15 protein-coding genes are annotated in these 17,346 nt (G+C 50.6%); 6 read left to right on the top strand and 9 right to left on the bottom strand.

Annotation, left to right across the window (positions count from 1 at the left end; genetic code table 11):
• Window positions 1-1,098: 1,098 nt before the first annotated feature.
• The 5 genes from ACOTSW_RS03900 (at window position 1,099) to ACOTSW_RS03880 (ending at window position 6,941) form a co-directional block, all read left to right on the top strand.
• Complete coding sequence (locus ACOTSW_RS03900; RefSeq protein ID WP_423681109.1) at window positions 1,099-2,226, top strand: ABC transporter substrate-binding protein; 1,128 nt, start codon at window positions 1,099-1,101, stop codon at window positions 2,224-2,226.
• Window positions 2,223-3,497, top strand: a complete 1,275-nt coding sequence (locus ACOTSW_RS03895; protein WP_423681108.1) for a diguanylate cyclase — start codon at window positions 2,223-2,225, stop codon at window positions 3,495-3,497. The genes ACOTSW_RS03900 and ACOTSW_RS03895 overlap by 4 nt, the downstream gene beginning before the upstream one ends.
• A 45-nt stretch (window positions 3,498-3,542) precedes the next feature.
• Window positions 3,543-3,944 carry a hypothetical protein gene (locus ACOTSW_RS03890; RefSeq protein ID WP_423681107.1) on the top strand — a complete coding sequence of 134 codons (402 nt, stop codon included), beginning with the start codon at window positions 3,543-3,545 and terminating at the stop codon, window positions 3,942-3,944.
• A gap of 114 nt (window positions 3,945-4,058) precedes the next feature.
• The gene (locus tag ACOTSW_RS03885; protein WP_423681106.1) at window positions 4,059-5,486 is read left to right on the top strand and encodes a TolC family protein; all 1,428 of its coding nucleotides are present in this window, start codon (window positions 4,059-4,061) and stop codon (window positions 5,484-5,486) included.
• Between the two features lie 24 nt (window positions 5,487-5,510).
• Complete coding sequence (locus ACOTSW_RS03880; protein WP_423681105.1) at window positions 5,511-6,941, top strand: multicopper oxidase family protein; 1,431 nt, start codon at window positions 5,511-5,513, stop codon at window positions 6,939-6,941.
• Window positions 6,942-7,010: 69 nt separating this feature from the next.
• Here ACOTSW_RS03880 and ACOTSW_RS03875 read toward each other — a convergent pair whose 3' ends face one another.
• The 3 genes from ACOTSW_RS03875 to ACOTSW_RS03865 are packed head-to-tail and all read right to left on the bottom strand — an operon-like array spanning window position 7,011 to window position 9,359.
• Entirely contained in the window at window positions 7,011-7,466 is a 456-nt protein-coding gene (locus ACOTSW_RS03875) for a hypothetical protein (protein WP_423681104.1), read from the bottom strand.
• A gap of 38 nt (window positions 7,467-7,504) precedes the next feature.
• Entirely contained in the window at window positions 7,505-8,401 is an 897-nt protein-coding gene (gluQRS, locus tag ACOTSW_RS03870; protein ID WP_423681103.1) for a tRNA glutamyl-Q(34) synthetase GluQRS, read from the bottom strand.
• A 40-nt stretch (window positions 8,402-8,441) separates the two neighbouring features.
• Window positions 8,442-9,359 (bottom strand): LysR family transcriptional regulator, encoded by a 918-nt coding sequence (locus ACOTSW_RS03865; protein ID WP_423681102.1) that lies wholly within the window; start codon window positions 9,357-9,359, stop codon window positions 8,442-8,444.
• A 190-nt stretch (window positions 9,360-9,549) separates the two neighbouring features.
• On the opposite strand from ACOTSW_RS03865, the gene ACOTSW_RS03860 reads away from it, so the two are divergent.
• Complete coding sequence (locus ACOTSW_RS03860) at window positions 9,550-10,119, top strand: flavodoxin family protein (protein ID WP_423681101.1); 570 nt, start codon at window positions 9,550-9,552, stop codon at window positions 10,117-10,119.
• Between the two features lie 80 nt (window positions 10,120-10,199).
• On the opposite strand, the gene ACOTSW_RS03855 is transcribed toward ACOTSW_RS03860, so the two are convergent.
• The 6 genes from ACOTSW_RS03855 to ACOTSW_RS03830 form a co-directional block, all read right to left on the bottom strand.
• Entirely contained in the window at window positions 10,200-12,260 is a 2,061-nt protein-coding gene (locus tag ACOTSW_RS03855) for a M13 family metallopeptidase (protein WP_423681100.1), read from the bottom strand.
• A 240-nt stretch (window positions 12,261-12,500) separates the two neighbouring features.
• Window positions 12,501-13,379, bottom strand: a complete 879-nt coding sequence (locus tag ACOTSW_RS03850; protein ID WP_423682255.1) for a sulfurtransferase — start codon at window positions 13,377-13,379, stop codon at window positions 12,501-12,503.
• Between the two features lie 57 nt (window positions 13,380-13,436).
• Entirely contained in the window at window positions 13,437-13,913 is a 477-nt protein-coding gene (locus ACOTSW_RS03845; protein ID WP_423681098.1) for a GNAT family N-acetyltransferase, read from the bottom strand.
• 57 nt (window positions 13,914-13,970) lie between these two features.
• Complete coding sequence (locus tag ACOTSW_RS03840; protein ID WP_423681097.1) at window positions 13,971-14,777, bottom strand: LytR/AlgR family response regulator transcription factor; 807 nt, start codon at window positions 14,775-14,777, stop codon at window positions 13,971-13,973.
• The gene (locus tag ACOTSW_RS03835) at window positions 14,774-15,916 is read right to left on the bottom strand and encodes a sensor histidine kinase (protein WP_423681096.1); all 1,143 of its coding nucleotides are present in this window, start codon (window positions 15,914-15,916) and stop codon (window positions 14,774-14,776) included. The genes ACOTSW_RS03840 and ACOTSW_RS03835 overlap by 4 nt, the downstream gene beginning before the upstream one ends.
• A 166-nt stretch (window positions 15,917-16,082) precedes the next feature.
• Window positions 16,083-17,324 carry a CaiB/BaiF CoA transferase family protein gene (locus tag ACOTSW_RS03830; protein WP_423681095.1) on the bottom strand — a complete coding sequence of 414 codons (1,242 nt, stop codon included), beginning with the start codon at window positions 17,322-17,324 and terminating at the stop codon, window positions 16,083-16,085.
• Window positions 17,325-17,346 lie beyond the last annotated feature (22 nt).

Here is a 17,346-nt window from a genome sequence, read left to right as displayed (position 1 = left end):
CCGAAGTAAAACGGGCTTATCACAAACACAGACTGATTTGCATTGAAGCATGACCTGGTTATGTGCAAGTCCCATCAGCAAACAAACAAAAATGTGCGCAGTAGATGGTGTCAGTGTTCGCCACTTTCAAGCCCTTACTTCGCACAAACATGTGCTGCACAAGAGCCAGCACGCCATCAGTGGCTGGGATGCCTGCAATGCTGAAACCAGTCGATTTTAACATTGTTAGCACTCTCTTGTGTGGAGTGCTAATTGTATGGATGAGTCGGGTGTTTTTCAAGAAAGAACCTTAAAAAAAGCATTTTTATTTTAAAAATCAGAGGCTTAGTATTGCCTGTCGGGAATATATGAACAATCAGCGACGCCGGTGCCGATATTTTTTAAGTAAGCTGAGGCGAGATGAAACACTTGCTGCCAGCTTGTGACAGACATCCATTGCCTTCTTGAAAATAATCCGATGACCGTGTTTTTTCAGCGTGATGTAGTGCGGGCTGTGATAAATGAAGTCTCAGCTCGTTTTATGTCCTGAATACCCGGAAAATATACTCCCCGGTGTATGTTTACAAGCTCAGTGTTTTCGCAGGGATTGACGGTGTTTTTCTAAAAATATGGGGGAGTATGTGAATTTCGCTGAATCCTGACGGTATGTTGACGGACTGAGACTTGTTGTGTGCGGCTGGTGCTGTAATGAAACGCATGACTTTACCGTCTCCGCATGTCCGTTGAGCTGACGCGGCCTGAAGCTGACATGCTGTCCGCATGTTTATCATTTTTCTATATTTTGATCGAGGATGGGGTCTGGCTTTTGCTCGTTTGCAGCGTGCTTTCTTTTGCTGCAGGACGAGCTCTGTCTGAGACAGAAATAATCTGCTGCAATTATGCGCAAGAAGTCTGATAATGTCGGGCTTTTGTATCGCACAGCATGCTGTTTGTTCTGAGGGACGTGCATCGCAGCGCTGGCTTAACATGCGGCGGATGATGGGGCATCGGAGGGTGGTGCTTCGCGTGCTGAAGGTGTTGTCTGTTCAGCGTCAGTAATCGCTGATGTGTATTCATCAATGCAGAGTATGCATACCTGCATTCGTATAGGTGGGTTTTATGCGGTGGCGTCGGTATTTAATGGCAGTCGGACTCACTGTGACGTTGGTCTTGCCTGGCGCAGCAATGGCAATGTCGGTGGTGTTTCTGAACCCCGGAAAGCCGGATGAGGTCTACTGGCTGACGTCCAGCAATAGCATGGCGGCAGCCGCGAAAGATCTGAATGTCAGACTGGAGGTGTTATATGCCAACCGCAATCACCTGAATACGCTGACACAGGCAAAACAACTGGCTGCCCGCGCGCCGAAAGACCGGCCGGACTATGTGATACTGTCGAATGACCATGCGGTGGGATTTGAAGTCATTCGCATCCTGGATGCGGCAAACATCAAGACATTTCTGGCTTTCAGTGGTTTGCGTGAACAAAGTGAGCGTCTGCTCGCCACCGAGCCGCGCCAGCATTTCAAAGGATGGCTGGGGTCTCTGGAACCACGCGCCGAAGATGCCGGTTACCTGACAGCACAGGCACTGATTCAGCACGGCTTACAACATCACATGAAGGCAGCAGACGGGCGTTTACACATGTTAGCGATTGCTGGCGACCGTTCCACACCCGCTTCGCTGAAGCGTAACGAGGGCATGCGCCGCGCGGTGGCGGAAGCGAAAGATGTTGTCATTGATCAGGAAGTGTATGCCGAATGGAGTCGCGCCAAAGCGCAGGAGCAAAGCGAATGGCTGTTCAAGCGCCACCCGCAGGCGAGGCTGATCTGGGCCGGTAATGATCTGATGGCATTCGGCGCGATGGACAGCTGGAAAAAACAAGGCGGTGAACCGGGAAAAGATGCTTGTTTCAGCGGCGTCAATACGTCATCCGAGGCACTGGCTGCGCTGGAATCCGGTAGTCTGACTGCGCTGGCTGGCGGGCATTTCATTGCCGGTGCATTTGGCCTGGTGATGCTGTATGACTATCATCATGGTAAAGATTTCAAAGAGGAAGGTCTGGAGCTGGACCGCTCGATGTTTATTCTTTTCAGTAAGGAAGATGCACGCAGATTCCAGCGTCACTTTGGTCAGCTGAATTTCGATCAGGTGGATTTCCGAAAATTCAGTAAAGTACTGAATCCGAAGTTACGTAAATATGAATTTAATTTCCGTCAGATCTTAACGCAGGTCGAAAAACGTCGATGAAACCCCGATTGTCACAACCCATTGCCAGCTTGTTGCTGAGACGAGTCTTTAAATGGGTCATTCTGTGTATTGTGCTTTTCAGCAGCCTGCAGGCTTATCTGAACTACCGGGCGATCGAGCGTAACTTTGATATGACCATCAGAGATGTGGCCAATACGCATCTGCCTATGTTGTCGCTCGCGATCTGGGATATCGAATTGCAGGCTATACAAAAACAGATTTCTCTGCTGACGAAAAACACGAATATTGCTTATGTTGTCATCAAAGCCAGCACCGGCCAGCAATTCGTCGGTGGCAACGGCGGCAATGCGCGTGCTGATGAGCATCTGACGTTTGACATTCCGGCACCCGACGGCAAGGGCAGCCGTATCGGAACCATGGAGCTGATGGTTGACCGCAGCGTGCTGCGCCAGGAGTTGATGCGCAGTTTTCTGATCGTTCTGACGGAAGTGATACTGCTCTCAGTCTTTATTTTTGCCGCTGTGTATACGATATTGCGACGCGATCTTGAGCGTCCGATGCGGCAACTGGCCGATTTTGTCAATAATCTGCAAGCCAATAAAATTGCGACCCGCCTTGAACTGGATCTTGGTCCGCGTCATGTTTATAACGAGATTGATCTGGTGGTTGACGGTTTCCGCACGATGCAGGACAGATTGCAAAAGCACATCGAGCATCAGGATGCGCTGGTTTCCGAACGCACCGTGCAATTGCAACAGGCAATGGACCGCTTAAAGAAACTGTCGATCACCGATGTCCTCACGGGTTGTTATAACCGTTTGTTTTTCCATGAACGCATGCCCGGTGAAATGCACAGGGCGATACGCTACGAGCGCGATTTGTCCGTGGTGTTTTGCGATATTGATTATTTTAAGTCGGTGAATGATCAGCACGGTCATGGTGTGGGCGACGACGTGCTGATCGCTTTTGTCGAGTCTTTGCAGCGGGAATTAAGAGCAGAAATCGACTGGCTGGTACGTTACGGTGGTGAAGAATTTCTGATCGTTTTACCGGAAACGCCGCTCCCGGCTGCGATTGAAGCGGCGGAGCGGATGCGGGTCAACGTTGAGCGGGATCTGAAAGTGACACTGCCCGATGGACAGCGTCTGAATGTGACTGCCAGTTTCGGTGTTGCGGAACGCGTCGCTGACGACACGATAGAGACGCTGGTCCAGCGGGCGGATCAGTGTTTGTATTTATCGAAATCACTGGGGCGCAATCAGATTCAACCGGCAAGTGGCAGTACCAGCCAGGAAGTGGACACGCTTTGATGCCGGCGATGGCCGCACTGGCTGAATTATGGTAAGTTCCGGTTCATGCAATCGTATTCCCCGCGTTTTCTGCTGATCTGTCTGATGCTGGTGTTGCTGCCTCTGCAAGGCTTCGCAAGCACTGGCTGGTGGGCATTTGTGCATGACAACATACCGCAGGTAGCGTCGGGTACGGATACCAACAATACCGTCAGTGCGCATGAACATTGCGACACCATGCAGCAAGACAAGCAAGTCTCTGCTCGGGATGCGCACGTGGTTAAGCCGGATCTGCAGAATCATTGCAAAGGTGCATCGCCTTGCTGCATCCTCATCGCCTTGTTGTTGCAGCAGCCAGCTCAGTGGTTTTTACCTGCGACTGTCACGGTGTATCCGATGGATTTTCACGCTTTCTCTTCGGCGCCTGCGCGCGCGCTGGAACGTCCTCCAAAAAAATTCTCAGTTTAAATTGCGTATGCCGCGCGGTCGCTTGCTGCGCCGCTGAGTAACTTCAGCGATGGCTGCGCAGAGTTCAACCATACCTGAGATGATCAGGTCAGATCGGATTTTGACGAGGACGACATGTCACCACCTTTACCTATTTCTTTTGGTGTTTTACTTCCATTGGCGTCAGCCATGTTGCTGGCAGGCTGTACCGGTTTTGAGCCGGAAAAATCGATTGCCGGTATCAATCAGCAGTTTTCTGCGTTCACGCAGGCATCGCTGAAACCGGCCTTCACGCAGGAACAAAGAAGAGAACTGCAGGCGATTGCTGATCGCTTGCTGCAGGAACCTGTTTCACAAAACGATGCTGTGCAGATTGCGCTGACGAATAGTCCGGCATTTCAGGCCATGCTCGCACAATACTGGGCATACGGAGCGAATGCAGCGCAACAAGGGCGTATTGCCAATCCGCTGTTCAGTTTTGAGCGCAGCCGTTTTGCCGATGAGTTTGAGATCGCACGCACCATCAGTGTTGGCTTGCTGGATGTGCTGACTTTACCGCGCAGAAATGCGATCGCCCAAAGCAAACTGGAGGCAGCGCAATGGCAATTCAGTAATGAGCTGATTGACCGCATCACACAGGTGCGGGCCGCGTGGGTAAAGGCAGTCGCCGCACAGCAGATATTAAATTATGCAACGCAAGTCAGCGAAGCGGCTGAAGCCAGTGCAGAGCTGGCGCAACGTATGCGCAGCGCAGGTAACTTCAATCAGTTGCAAGCCGCCAGACAGCGCGCTTTCTATGCAGATGCCGTTGCGCAACTGGCGGCTGCGCGCCATAGCAATACGGCGGCTCGCGAGGGATTGGTGCGCTTGCTGGGGCTGACAAGCGATCAGCAGGTACATTTGCGTTTGCCCGAGCGTCTGCCTGATTTGCCTGCGGCAGCGTATCCGGCAGAGAAAGTGACGGCAGTCGCGAATGAAAGTCGCATCGATGTCCGTATGGCGCAAGCCTTACTGGATACCGCTGCAAAGCAGCAAGGTTTGACGCTGGCGACCAGCATGACGGATATCGAACTCTCGGTGAAGCGCAATACTATTTTTGATAATGCCGGCAAAACCAGTGATGTAAAACGAGGCGTGGAAATCGGTGTGCGTCTGCCTGTGTTCGACAGCGGACAATTGCGCCGTGATGCGATGAATGCCACGACGCTGGCCGCCAGTTATCGCCTGGAAAATACACTGCGCAATGCCGCATCCGAGTTGCGTGAAAGTTATTCGGCATATCGCACCAGTTACGATATTGCCTATCACTATCAACATGAAATTCTGCCTTTGCGCAAACGTATTTCTCAGGAAAATCAGCTCCGTTACAACGGCATGTTCATCAGTGTTTTTGATTTGTTGGCTGATAGCCGGGAGCAGATCAGCAGCGTGATTGCAGCGATTAACGCAGAACAGCAATTTTGGCTCGCAGACGTGGCTTTGCAGGCATCCATGATAGGCCGTCCGGAACGTTTCAGCGTGACTGCTGCCGGCATTATCAATGAATCAGCCAGCACACACTGATCAAGGGACAGGGAAGGAATAACAATGAACTCAAGAAGAAACTTTTTCAAAGTTGCCGGTATCGCCGGCGGTGCGCTGGCCGCCAGCGCGGTAAGCAAGGTCGCATTAGCTGCATTACCGGAAATTGCGACCCAAACCAGCCCGGATACCATGCCGCCTTTAGTACCTGCAAATGGTCGTCCGTACAATCCTGTTGTGACGCTGAACGGCTGGACGCTGCCGTGGCGGATGAAAAATGGGGTGAAGGAATTTCATCTGGTCGCCGAGCCTGTTGTGCGCGAAATGGCACCCGGGATGAAAGCACATTTGTGGGGGTATAACGGACAAAGTCCTGGCCCGACAATAGAGGTGGTGGAAGGGGATCGTGTCCGTATTTTTGTCACCAACCGCTTGCCGGAACACACCAGTGTGCATTGGCACGGACAGCGTTTACCGAACGGTATGGATGGTGTTACCGGCCTGACGCAGCCCGCCATTCAACCCGGCAAAACCTTTGTGTATGAATTTGTCGCGCGTCGTCCCGGCACATTCATGTATCACCCGCATGCGGATGAAATGACGCAGATGGCCATGGGTATGATGGGGTCGTGGATCACGCATCCCAAAAATAAACATCCGCTGATCGCCGAGGTGGACAGGGATTTTGTTTTTTTGCTGAACGCCTATGACGTCGAACCGGGGGCTTCCCTGCCTAATATCATGACCATGACGGAATTTAATTTGTGGTCGTGGAATAGTCGTGTCTTTCCTGGTATCGACACACTGAATGTTCGTAAAAATGACAGAGTCAGAATCCGTGTCGGTAATCTGACAATGACGAATCATCCGATACACATTCACGGCCATGAATTTATGGTGACCGGTACCGATGGCGGCCCGATTCCCAAAACTGCACGCTGGCCGGAAGTGACGACCGATATCGGTGTCGGGCAAATGCGCCAGATCGAATTCATTGCGGATGAAGAGGGCGACTGGGCATTACACTGCCATAAAAGCCATCACACCATGAATGCGATGGGACATAGCGTGCCGAGCATGATCGGTGTTGATCATAAAGATGTCGCCGATAAAATCAGTCGCTTGATTCCCGCTTACATGACGATGGGTGATAAAGGTATGGCAGATATGGGCATGATGGAAATGCCTTTACCGGAAAATACTTTGCCGATGATGACAGGCGAGGGACCATTTGGCGGAGTAGAAATGGGCGGCATGTTCAGCGTTCTGAAAGTACGCAAGGATCAGAAGCCAGGTGATTACAAAGATCCGGGTTGGTATGCACATCCGAAAGGAACTGCGGCGTATGAATATCAGGGGGATACCGCAGGATTAGGTGAACCAGCCAGACCTCCCGCTGCTGATCATGCCGGTATGCACCATCATCACGCGCCAGCATCTGCGGAAAAAGAAATCGAGGTGCAGGTCGTGAAACCCAAGGGGCACGAAGGGCACTGATATGTGAAAAATTGGTTGTGAATTCGTGTTTTGTTCACGCAGAACAAGGTTAGTGCGATTCCAAAAACGTCAGTCCGCTTTGCTGGTCTGACGTTTTTTTTCTTCGAGTTCTGCCACCTTGGAGAGTAACTGCTCTATCGTCCAGTGTCTGCTCAGCCATATCGTCAGCGCACCGCCGGATAGCTGCTGCCACATGACACCGTCGTGTGCATGATGCTGACGCTGATACGAGGAAGCGACGCGCCATGCAAACAAAGTTACCGGCGGTGGTGCATCCTGACCAGAGGCAGACAAAATATACGATACCGGATTTAAGGCGACTGATTCAGGTTGCCCCTCATACCCAGACTCTGCCCAGATTTTTTGCTGCATGTCGCTTGAGATCATACGCGCGGGTAAGTCCGGTCTGCCACCGACATCTTTCAGTCCAAGATAATATAAGCCCCATGGAATGCTGAAAACAAGAGCGATGATGAGCAGAACGATGGCGATCAGACTGCGTTGCATTGTACTGAGTGTGGGCATGGTGATTAATGTTAAATAAGAGTCTAAATCGTGTTGAACTACAAACCAATATGCAATTTTTTTGCCCAAAGCCTGATGGCCTGTTGCCAGAATTCATGCAGATCCGATACCACCGGGCGGAGTTGTAAACCCAGAAATCGGGCGGCGGGCAGCAATGCTTCATGTAATAAATCATTATTGCCGCTGTCAAATGGCAGTGCGCCGGTTTGTTTTGACAATTTTTCGCCGTTCGCGTTGGTAACGACGGGAACATGCAGATAGCTGGGAGTCGGCAATCCCAGCAAGCCTTGCAGGTAAATCTGACGTGCGGTGGAGTCGATCAGATCGGCACCGCGTACAATATGGTTGATCCCTTGTGCCGCATCATCAACAACTACGGCGAGCTGATACGCCCAGAAACCATCGGCGCGTTTTAGAACGAAGTCGCCCACTTCCGTTGCCAGATGCTGACTTTGCGAACCACACAAACGGTCTTCAAAGCAGATGATGTCTTGGCCCGGCTCAGGCACACGCAGACGCCATGCGCGGGCCGATTTTCCAGCGGGGATGCCGTGTCGGCAGGTGCCCGGATAAATCTGACTGGCGGTATCGCCGAGACGAAGGCGTGAATCAGCGATTTCTTTGCGCGAGCAGGCACAGGGATAAACTTTGTCGCCCAGTTGCCTTAACGCCGCCTCATACAAATGCTGGCGCTGGCTTTGCCAGACGACTTCGCCATCCCATTGCATACCGCAACGTTGCAGTGAGCGCAGAATCTGCTGATCAGCTCCTGCCACATTTCTGTCGAAATCCAGATCTTCTATACGCAGCAACCATGTGCCCTGGTGCGCTTTGGCGTCGAGGTAACTCGCCATGGCGGCAACCAGCGAGCCCATGTGCAGCGGGCCAGTCGGAGAGGGCGCAAAACGCCCTATGTAATCAGTCGTAGCAGACATATCCAGTCTAATTCATTTTGTAGTATGGCTCAGCGTAACGTCAGTTACCCATTAACATTTTCTGTACTATCGGATCATTCAGTTTTTGTAAAAACCATTGCAGTGCTTTGCCTTTGTTCGTGCTGCGCCAGACGATGCGGTTATTACCCAGCAGGCGATTGGCGCTGGTCTTTTTTTCTATCAGCAAGCCTGACTGCAAATATGGTTGTGCAATTCTTCTGGGTAAATGTCCGCAGCCCAGCCCGGCCAGTTGCGCAGATAGTTTCGCTTGTATTGATGGTACGGTCAGCGTTTCCTGTCCGATCAGCAAACCGGCAGTGATTGAAGGTAATGTAAGGCTGGTATCGCCGACAGCAACGGCACGGTGTTGTAATATCACAGCGTGGCTGAGCGGCTCTGCGGCACAGGCTAACGGGTGGTCGGGAGCAACGGCAAACACCCAGTCGATGTTTCCCAGTGAACGGGTCTGAAATTCTCCATGCATGCGTATCGCGTCAGGGCCATCATAAGCGGCACCGATGGCCAGATCGGCGCGACCGGAAATCAGACTTTCCCAGACCCCCGACAAAATTTCCTGCGAAATGCGGATGCGGGTGCCGCCACCTTGCTGTTCAAATTCTTTAATTAAAGGGATCAGATCTTCGAAGCGGATAATGCCATCGATCACAATATGAAAGTCGGCTTCCCAGCCACTTGCTGCACGTTTAACACGATTTTCAAGATCCTGCGCTGCATACAGTAAATGTCTGCCCTGCGTTAACAACTCCTCGCCGGCGTTGGTCAGTTTGGCCCGGTGACCGCGTCTGTCATACAACAGCACATCCAGATCCTCCTCGAGCTTACGAATGCTGTAAGTGATTGCCGAGGGAACTTTATCCAGAGCTGCCGCCGCTGCCGCAAAACTGCCTTTGCGGTCGATCGCATCGAGGATTTGCAGGGCTTCCAGAGTCAGATTCATATTTATTCAATTAATTTGAATGAGATATCGAAAATTTTACCCTTATCTTGCCATCCTTGCTTATGTATATTGGGAGTACGGCATCAATTATTTTGAACAAAGCTGGTGATTTTATTCGTGCTTTGTATCTGCTGACGACAGCCGTTGCGGATAACAAAGATCAATTTTATTTAAATCAAAGGAAGATGACATGACAAAAGTAGCGATTGTTTATCACTCAGGTTACGGACACACCACTAAAGCAGCTGAGGCGGTGCAGGCAGGTGTTGTTGCTAACGGTGCAGCAGCAGAATTGATACTGATTGATGCGGAAGGCAACATCACCGAGGCGCAATGGGCAAGTCTGGCTGCCGCAGACGCGATTGTGTTTGGCTCGCCGACATACATGGGCACGGTGTCATGGCAATTTAAAAAGTTTGCCGATGCCTCATCGAAACCGTGGTATCACCAGCAATGGAAGAACAAGATTGCGGCAGGCTTCACAAATTCAGCGACGATGAACGGTGACAAACACAGCACCTTGCAATACTTGTTTACGTTTTCCCAGCAACATTCGATGATCTGGGTTGGCACAGGTCTGATGCCATCGAATAGTAAAGCGGCGCAACGTAACGATATTAATTATGTCGGTAGCTTCAGCGGTCTGATGACGCAATCCCCATCAGACTCGTCGCCGGAAGAAGGCCCGTTGCCTGGCGATCTGGAAACCGCGAAACTGTTTGGTCAGCGCATTGCCGAAGTGGCGAAAAAATTAAGTTAATACCGTCAATTTTCTGACGACAAATGAAAAAAGTCCGCTGTAAAAGCGGACTTTTTTTATGACTCAGTTACCAGATTCAGTTACCAGATGCTGACCCGTTTATTTTCCGGAAGATACATACCGTCACCGGGTTTGACATTAAATTCCTGGTAGAAAGTGGTGTTATTTCTGAGGCTGCCATTGATGCGGAATTCCCCCGGAGAATGTGGATCTGTTTTGATCAGTGCGAGTGCGCGCTGTTCGCGGGCTTTGCTTCTGCGGGCCTGGGCGAGGCCGAGGAACAGACGCTGTTCACCAGACCAGCCATCCAGAATTGGTGACGGCTTGCCTTCGAGTGACAGGCGATATGCTTTCAATGCCATCACGATACCGACGTTATCCGCAATGTTTTCACCCAGGGTCAGTTCGCCATTCAGGAAGTGACCCGGAACCGGGCTGTAGCCGTTGTATTGCTCAACCAGTATTTTGGTTTTGCGGTTGAATTTCTCACGGTCTTCCTTCGTCCACCAGTCGCGCAGATTACCATCGCCGTCATACTGCGATCCTGCATCGTCAAATGCGTGGCTGATTTCATGACCGATAGAAATACCGAGCGCACCGTAGTTCACCGCATCTTCCGCCGCAACGTTGAACAGGGGCGCTTGCAGACGTGCTGCCGGGAACACAATTTCATTCATTTCCGGACTGTAATAAGCGTTGACAGTCTGCGGCGTCATGTGCCATTCAGAACGATCCACCGGCGTACCCAGACGCTTCATGTTTTTTTCAAATTCTTCTGTGCGGATGCGTTTCAGATTTCCGACCAGATCGTCCTTGCTGATCTTAATTGCGGAATAATCTTTCCACTTGTCCGGATAACCGATCTTGACGCTGATTTTTGATAATTTAATCTGCGCCTGTTTTTTTGTCTCCGGACTCATCCAGTCCAGCGCATCGATACTTTCTTTGAACGCAGCCAGGAAATATTTCACCATTTTCTCTGTGCGTAATTTACTTTCAGGCGCAAAAAATTTTTCTACATAGAGCTTACCGACTGCTTCACCCAGCATCTGATCGGCAAGCGCCACGCCGCGCTGCTCACGGGTGCGATTGACTTTAATGCCTGCCAGTGTGGTGCCTCGGAATGCAAAGTTTTCATCAGCAAATGCTTTCGACAGATAAGGGCTGTAGGCGTTCAGTACATGCCATTCTGCGTAGTTTTTCCAGGCAGACAAGGGCAGCGTTTTCAGTGCATGGCTGAAGCCGCTCAGATAAGACGGCTGCTGTACCATCACCTGTTCCATTTTTCCGCCTATACCCGCGGCTTGGAAATACGATTTCCATTGATATGCCGGCGCAAGCGTATCCAGTTTGGCGATGTTCATTTTGTTGTAGATCTTTAACGGGTCGCGGTTTTCCACGTTAGACCATTGCACTCTGGCGAGTTCGGTTTCTACTGCAAGCACTTGTCTGGCGCTGGCTGCAGCATTTTTATCGCCAGCCAGAGCCAGTATTTTCTCAATATGTGCCAGATAGGCTGAGCGCACTTCGCTCATTTTTTTATCGTCGGTTTTCAGATAGTAATCACGATTTGGCAAGCCCAGGCCGGATTGTCCGAGATCGACGATGTATTGACTCGATTGTTTGCTGTCCTGCTCAACACTCATACGCAGCGGTGTGGTGACGCCGATTTTCTGAAGTTCAGCGAAAAGACCCGCGAGCGCATTTTTATCTTTAATAGCGGCAATTTTTTCCAGTTCGGATTTCAGCGGTGTAGTACCGAGCTTGTCGAGTTTTTCTTCATCCATAAAGCTGAGGTATAGATCAGCAATTTTCTGGCGTTCTGTACCAGGCTCATTTTTTTCATCTTTTGCCACATCGAGTATCAGGGAACGAAGCTGGTACTGAACATTTTCGCGAGCTTCCATGAAAGAACCCCAGTCGGATTTGTCTGCCGGAATTTCAGTTGCTTTTAACCAGCCGCCCTGAGCATGCCTGAAAAAATCATCCTGACCACGGATGGTCGGATCAAAATTCCGCGGGAAAATGCCTGATCCCAGCACAAATGCAGCATTACCTGCAGGAGGAGTCACTGGTTCTGCAGCGATAGCCGCATTGGATAGAAGACTTAGTACGAGCGTGCTCAGTAAAAGACGTTTCATAAATCAATCCAGATTAAATGATGTTAAGAAAAAAGCTGTTACGCCAGCAATGACGTCATGAAGACCTGCGAACATTGGTATCGCGGATGCAGGGTGCCACGTTATCCGTTACGCGTCAGTGCGGAGAAAAGCAGGATTGTGATTGTGACATGCAGTGGCTGCGGAAGTTCACTGCAGACATAAAAAAAGCATCGGGCACGAATGCGCGATGCTTTCCCGGAAATTTCCCGGTGGTACTGGTCAGGTGCTTGGTTTCTCTGCCCGCATTTTTTTGCAGTGTGGGCAGGATTTACCAGGCACATACCACTCAGAGAGTTGTTCTCTCGGTGTGACGACCGATCGGCAGGCGAAACATTGGGTAGTCTCGGTTGCTTCCAGTCGCGGATTCAGCGCAGTGCGGTAATCAAAAACGAAACAGTCGCCGTGATAGTGCTCACCCCCGACCTCTTCAAAATATTTAAGGATGCCGCCTTCAAGCTGATACACGCTATTGAAGCCTACATTCTGCATATGGATCGCCGCTTTTTCGCAGCGGATGCCACCGGTACAAAAAGTGACGACGGTTTTATCATTCAGTTCGTCGCGGTGCTCTTCTATGACTTTCGGAAATTCCGTGAACTTTGAAATGCGGTAATCGATCGTATTATCAAAACTGCCGACATCGACTTCAAAGTCATTTCGGGTATCGACCATCACTACCGGTTTGCCGTTATCGTCATGACCCTGATCCAGCCAGCGTTTCAGAGTTTGCGCGTCAACAGAGGGTGCGCGGCCGTTTTCAGGTTTGATCAGCGGCATACGCATGGTGATGATTTCAGCTTTCAGCTTCACCAGTAATTTGGTGAATGGCTGACGATCAGAGAAACTTTCTTTAGCGACGATATCGGAAAAACGCGGATCTTCGTGCAGCCAGTCCATATAGGCATCAATTTCATGACGCAGCCCGGCGAGAAACATATTGATGCCTTCCGGCGTCAGCAGAATCGTTCCTTTGAGATTGAGTTCCTGGCATTTATCAATAAACGCCTGCCGCTTTTCAGCAGTATCGTTAAAAGTGATAAATTTGTAGGCAGAGATATTGACGTAAGGTGTGGCAGGGGATAACTGTGCGACCGGCATAATTGAGGAATTCACTGATTTCAGTAAGTCATTGATTTGTCGGAATTATAGTTGAATTCAGGGGGAGCCTGCTGGCAGTAACATCAGGATGTGCGGAATATCGTCTTCGAGGTAAATGTCGGAGACTGTCTGAAAGCCAAAGCTTGCATAAAATTTTTCAAGATAGGCTTGCGCACCGATACGCACCGGCGCAGACGGATACAGCCCGCGCAGCGCCTTGATACCGTTCGCAATCAGAGCTTTTCCTGCGCCGCTCGCGCGCCACGCCTGCGTGCTCAGAACGCGACCCAGCGATGGTTCCGTGTAGCTGACACCTGCCGGGACTATCCGTAAATAGGCGGCAACCTCATCATTGTTATCCCAGGCGATGAGGTGATGACAGAGCGGATCTTTGCCATCAATGTCCTGATACGGGCAATTTTGTTCAACGATAAACACGGCGCACCTCGCCTGATACACCTTGTGTAACTGCTCGGGACTGAATTCAGAAAAGGCTGTTAACTGCCAGCGTAATTGTGTAAGTTGATTTGTCATAGATTCGGAGTTGTAGGCGGGGAGTTACCGTATGTAAGGGAGCGTTGTGATGGCGTCTTACATTTGCCGGAATAAATGTGTATAGACTCTGCTGACGGTCAGCTTATCATCACTGTCTTTTAATTTCAGTGTCAGTTTGCCGCTGTCATCTTTGTGTGCAGCGAGAATTTTTCTGCTGTTGACAACCGTGCTACGATGAATCTGCCAGAATACATCGGAATCAATCTGCGGCAATAAGTCGCGTAAGCTGCTGCGGATCAGCGATGAATGTTCTTTCGTAACGACATTAATGTATTTGTCTGTCGCTTCAAAATACAAAACATCTTCTACCGGAATCATGCGGATCTGATTGCCGACTGCAGCACGTATCATGTGTAAAGGCTTAGGTGTTGCAGATCCGCGCGCGTGCATGTGCGCGGGCATCATGTGACGCAATTGTTCAAGCACACGTTCGAGTTCGGTACCTGGTTGCGACTGATCTCTCAGGCGCATCTGTAGACGCTGTACTGTTTTGCTCAGACGCTCTTCGCTGACAGGTTTGAGTACGTAGTCCGATGCGGAATGGTCAAATGCCTGAATCGCAAATTCGTCATACGCAGTAACATAAACGATCAGAGGAAACGCACTGTTTTCCGGCCATTCTTCAGCCAGTTCTTCAGCGACTTCAAGACCGGTTTTTCCGGGCATTTTAATGTCCAGAAACAGGATGTCCGGTGTCTGAGTTAAGGCCTCCTTTACAGCGTCAACACCATTTTCCACCACGCTGCAGAGACTTAATTCTGGCCAGAGTTTTTCCAGCATCTGTCGCAGGGTGAGTGAGAGTATCGGTTCATCTTCGGCAATCAGGGCGCGTTTTTTTATCATGATGTCGGGTTGATGTGAGGAATGGAAATACAGGCACGCGTGCCTTCTTGTTCATTTGCGGTCAATGTGAGTGTTGCAGCGGGGCCGAATAAGACCAGCAGACGCTCTTTGATATTTGCATTGCCCAGATGCAGACCGGTAGTTGAGTCTGCTGTAGGTAAGCCGTCATCATTCCACGACAGACCAAGACCGGTATCACTGACCCGCAGATAAAGGAAATGACCATCGTCTTCTGCTGTGACATCGATCGTGCCACCATCAATTTTTGGTTCTATACCGTGTTTGATGGCGTTTTCTACCAGTGGTTGTAAAAGCATAGGTGGAATCGGCTGTTGTCGTAATTCTGCGGGCAGCTCGACGTTGTACTTCAGACGTTTTCCCATGCGGATTGCGAGCAACTCCAGATAGGCTTCGATCAGCGCAAATTCTTTCTGTAAAGTGGTGTGCTCTGCGCGCGAGGCGCTCAGGGTATTGCGCAGATAGACAATCAGCTGCGACAGCATGTGTTGCGCCCGTGGCGGATCAAGAGTGATCAGACCTTGCAGATTGGCGAGCGTATTAAACAGCATATGCGGTTCGATTTGCGCCTGCAACATTTGTAGTTGCGCTTGTAATGCCTGCCGTTCTATCGCTGCGGATTTTGCTTTTTCTGCTTCAGCCTGTGCTGCCAGCTCTGCCATTTTGGCTTTATTCCAGAACGACCATACTGAAATCAGGCTGATCACCATCGTCAATCCGATGAAGCTGCTGAAATAAGTCCACTGCATAGAAAAAACACTCAGCAGCGGATACGAAAAAATGGCGGCAGCAAGCGTTGCGCCGGCGGCAAATCCCAGAGGGGTAATCAGCAGACAGGCCAGAAAAAAAACAACCGGCTGTGGCTTGCGTGTGCGCCAGAACAGATGCTGGATGATCCTGATCAGTGCGTAGCAACTGAAGCCTATACAATTTGAAAAAACCCAGCTCTCAAAAATAGAATTGTTTGACCGCATCACATAAGTGACGATCAGTGTGCAGATGATGTTGATAAGTAACAGCCGCGGCAGATCCTGCAGGAATTTCTGAAGATGTGTTTCCGGGCACGCTTTTTGGTCTTCAGCGGGGCGGGTTGTTGATTGAGGAATGGGTGGTGTCGTCATTTTTTTACCGAATATCTGATGCAACAGCTGATCCTGACCCGAGCTTAGCGCGTATCCGGAATTCCCGATATTGTATTGCGACGGGTCGTGCGGAATAGGTCGTCAAGCCTGCTTTATCCGGCGTGAAACAGCACTTGGATTTTTTGCCAGTGTGGGACCTCGTGTCTCAGATAATTCCTCGTTGCCTGAGCTGGCTCAATTGTTCGTCGTCATATTCCAGCACAGATTTTAAAATCTGATCAGTGTGTTGTCCGAGTAAAGGTGGCGGTGACTGATAATCCGGTGGCGTGGCCGATAGTTTCATTGGGTTGCCAACTAACTTCACGCTGCCGGCTGTTGGATGCGGCAAGGTAATCTGCATACCGCGCGCCTTGACCTGAGGATCATTAAACACATCGTCCAGCTGGTTAATCGGTCCACACGGAACACCGGCGTCCTCCAGCAGCGCTATCCACTCTTGTCTGGATTTGCGTTTCACCATGTCCGCCAGTAATGGAATCAATACCTCACGGTTTGCCACGCGCGCCGGATTTGTGCTGAAGCGCTCATCATTGGCAAGCTGCTCCTCGCCGCCAGCCGTGACGAATTTTTTGTATTGGCCGTCGTTGCCGGCTGCGACAATAATATGTCCATCTGACGTAGCGAATGTCTGATAAGGAACGATATTCGGATGCGCATTACCCCAGCGTACCGGCGGTTTGCCGCTGGCCAGATAATTCGTATTCATGTTTGCCAGCATGGCGACCTGCACATCAAGCAAAGCCATATCGATGTACTGACCTTCACCAGTGCGGTCACGATGTGTCAGTGCGGCCATCACCGCGATAGTGGCGTACATGCCGGTCATCAGATCGGCAATCGCAACCCCCGCTTTTTGCGGACCGCCACCGGGCAGATCATCGCGCTCCCCGGTCAGCGACATAAATCCGCCCATACCCTGAACGATAAAATCATAGCCAGCGCGATGAGCGTAAGGACCATCCTGACCGAAGCCTGTAATCGAGCAGTAAATCAGATCAGGCTTAATTTCCTTCAGAGATGCGTAATCAAGTCCATATTTCTTTAACTGGCCAACTTTGTAGTTTTCTAGAACTACGTCGGATTGTGCCGCCAGTTTTCTGATAATTTCCTGACCTTCAGGCGTGGAAATATCCACCGTGATGGCTTGCTTACCCCGGTTCGCAGCAAGATAGTACGCGGCTTCCGTCGTATTAGCGCCATTCTCGTCACGCAGATAAGGCGGCCCCCAGGAGCGGGTATCATCACCATTCCCTGGACGTTCGACTTTAATTACTTCTGCTCCCAGATCAGCAAAATTCTGCGCACACCAGGGTCCCGCCAGGACGCGAGTCAGATCAAGAATACGTATATGGCCGAGTGCTTTTTTTTGTAACGACGTCGCTGTCATCCTGGATTATCCTTTTGTCTGC

The sequence above is a fragment of the Undibacterium sp. WLHG33 genome (genome assembly GCF_049544815.1).
Taxonomy (GTDB): domain Bacteria; phylum Pseudomonadota; class Gammaproteobacteria; order Burkholderiales; family Burkholderiaceae_D; genus Undibacterium.
Note: the sequence above shows the minus strand (reverse complement) of the source record. Positions and strands in the feature narration are given on the sequence as shown.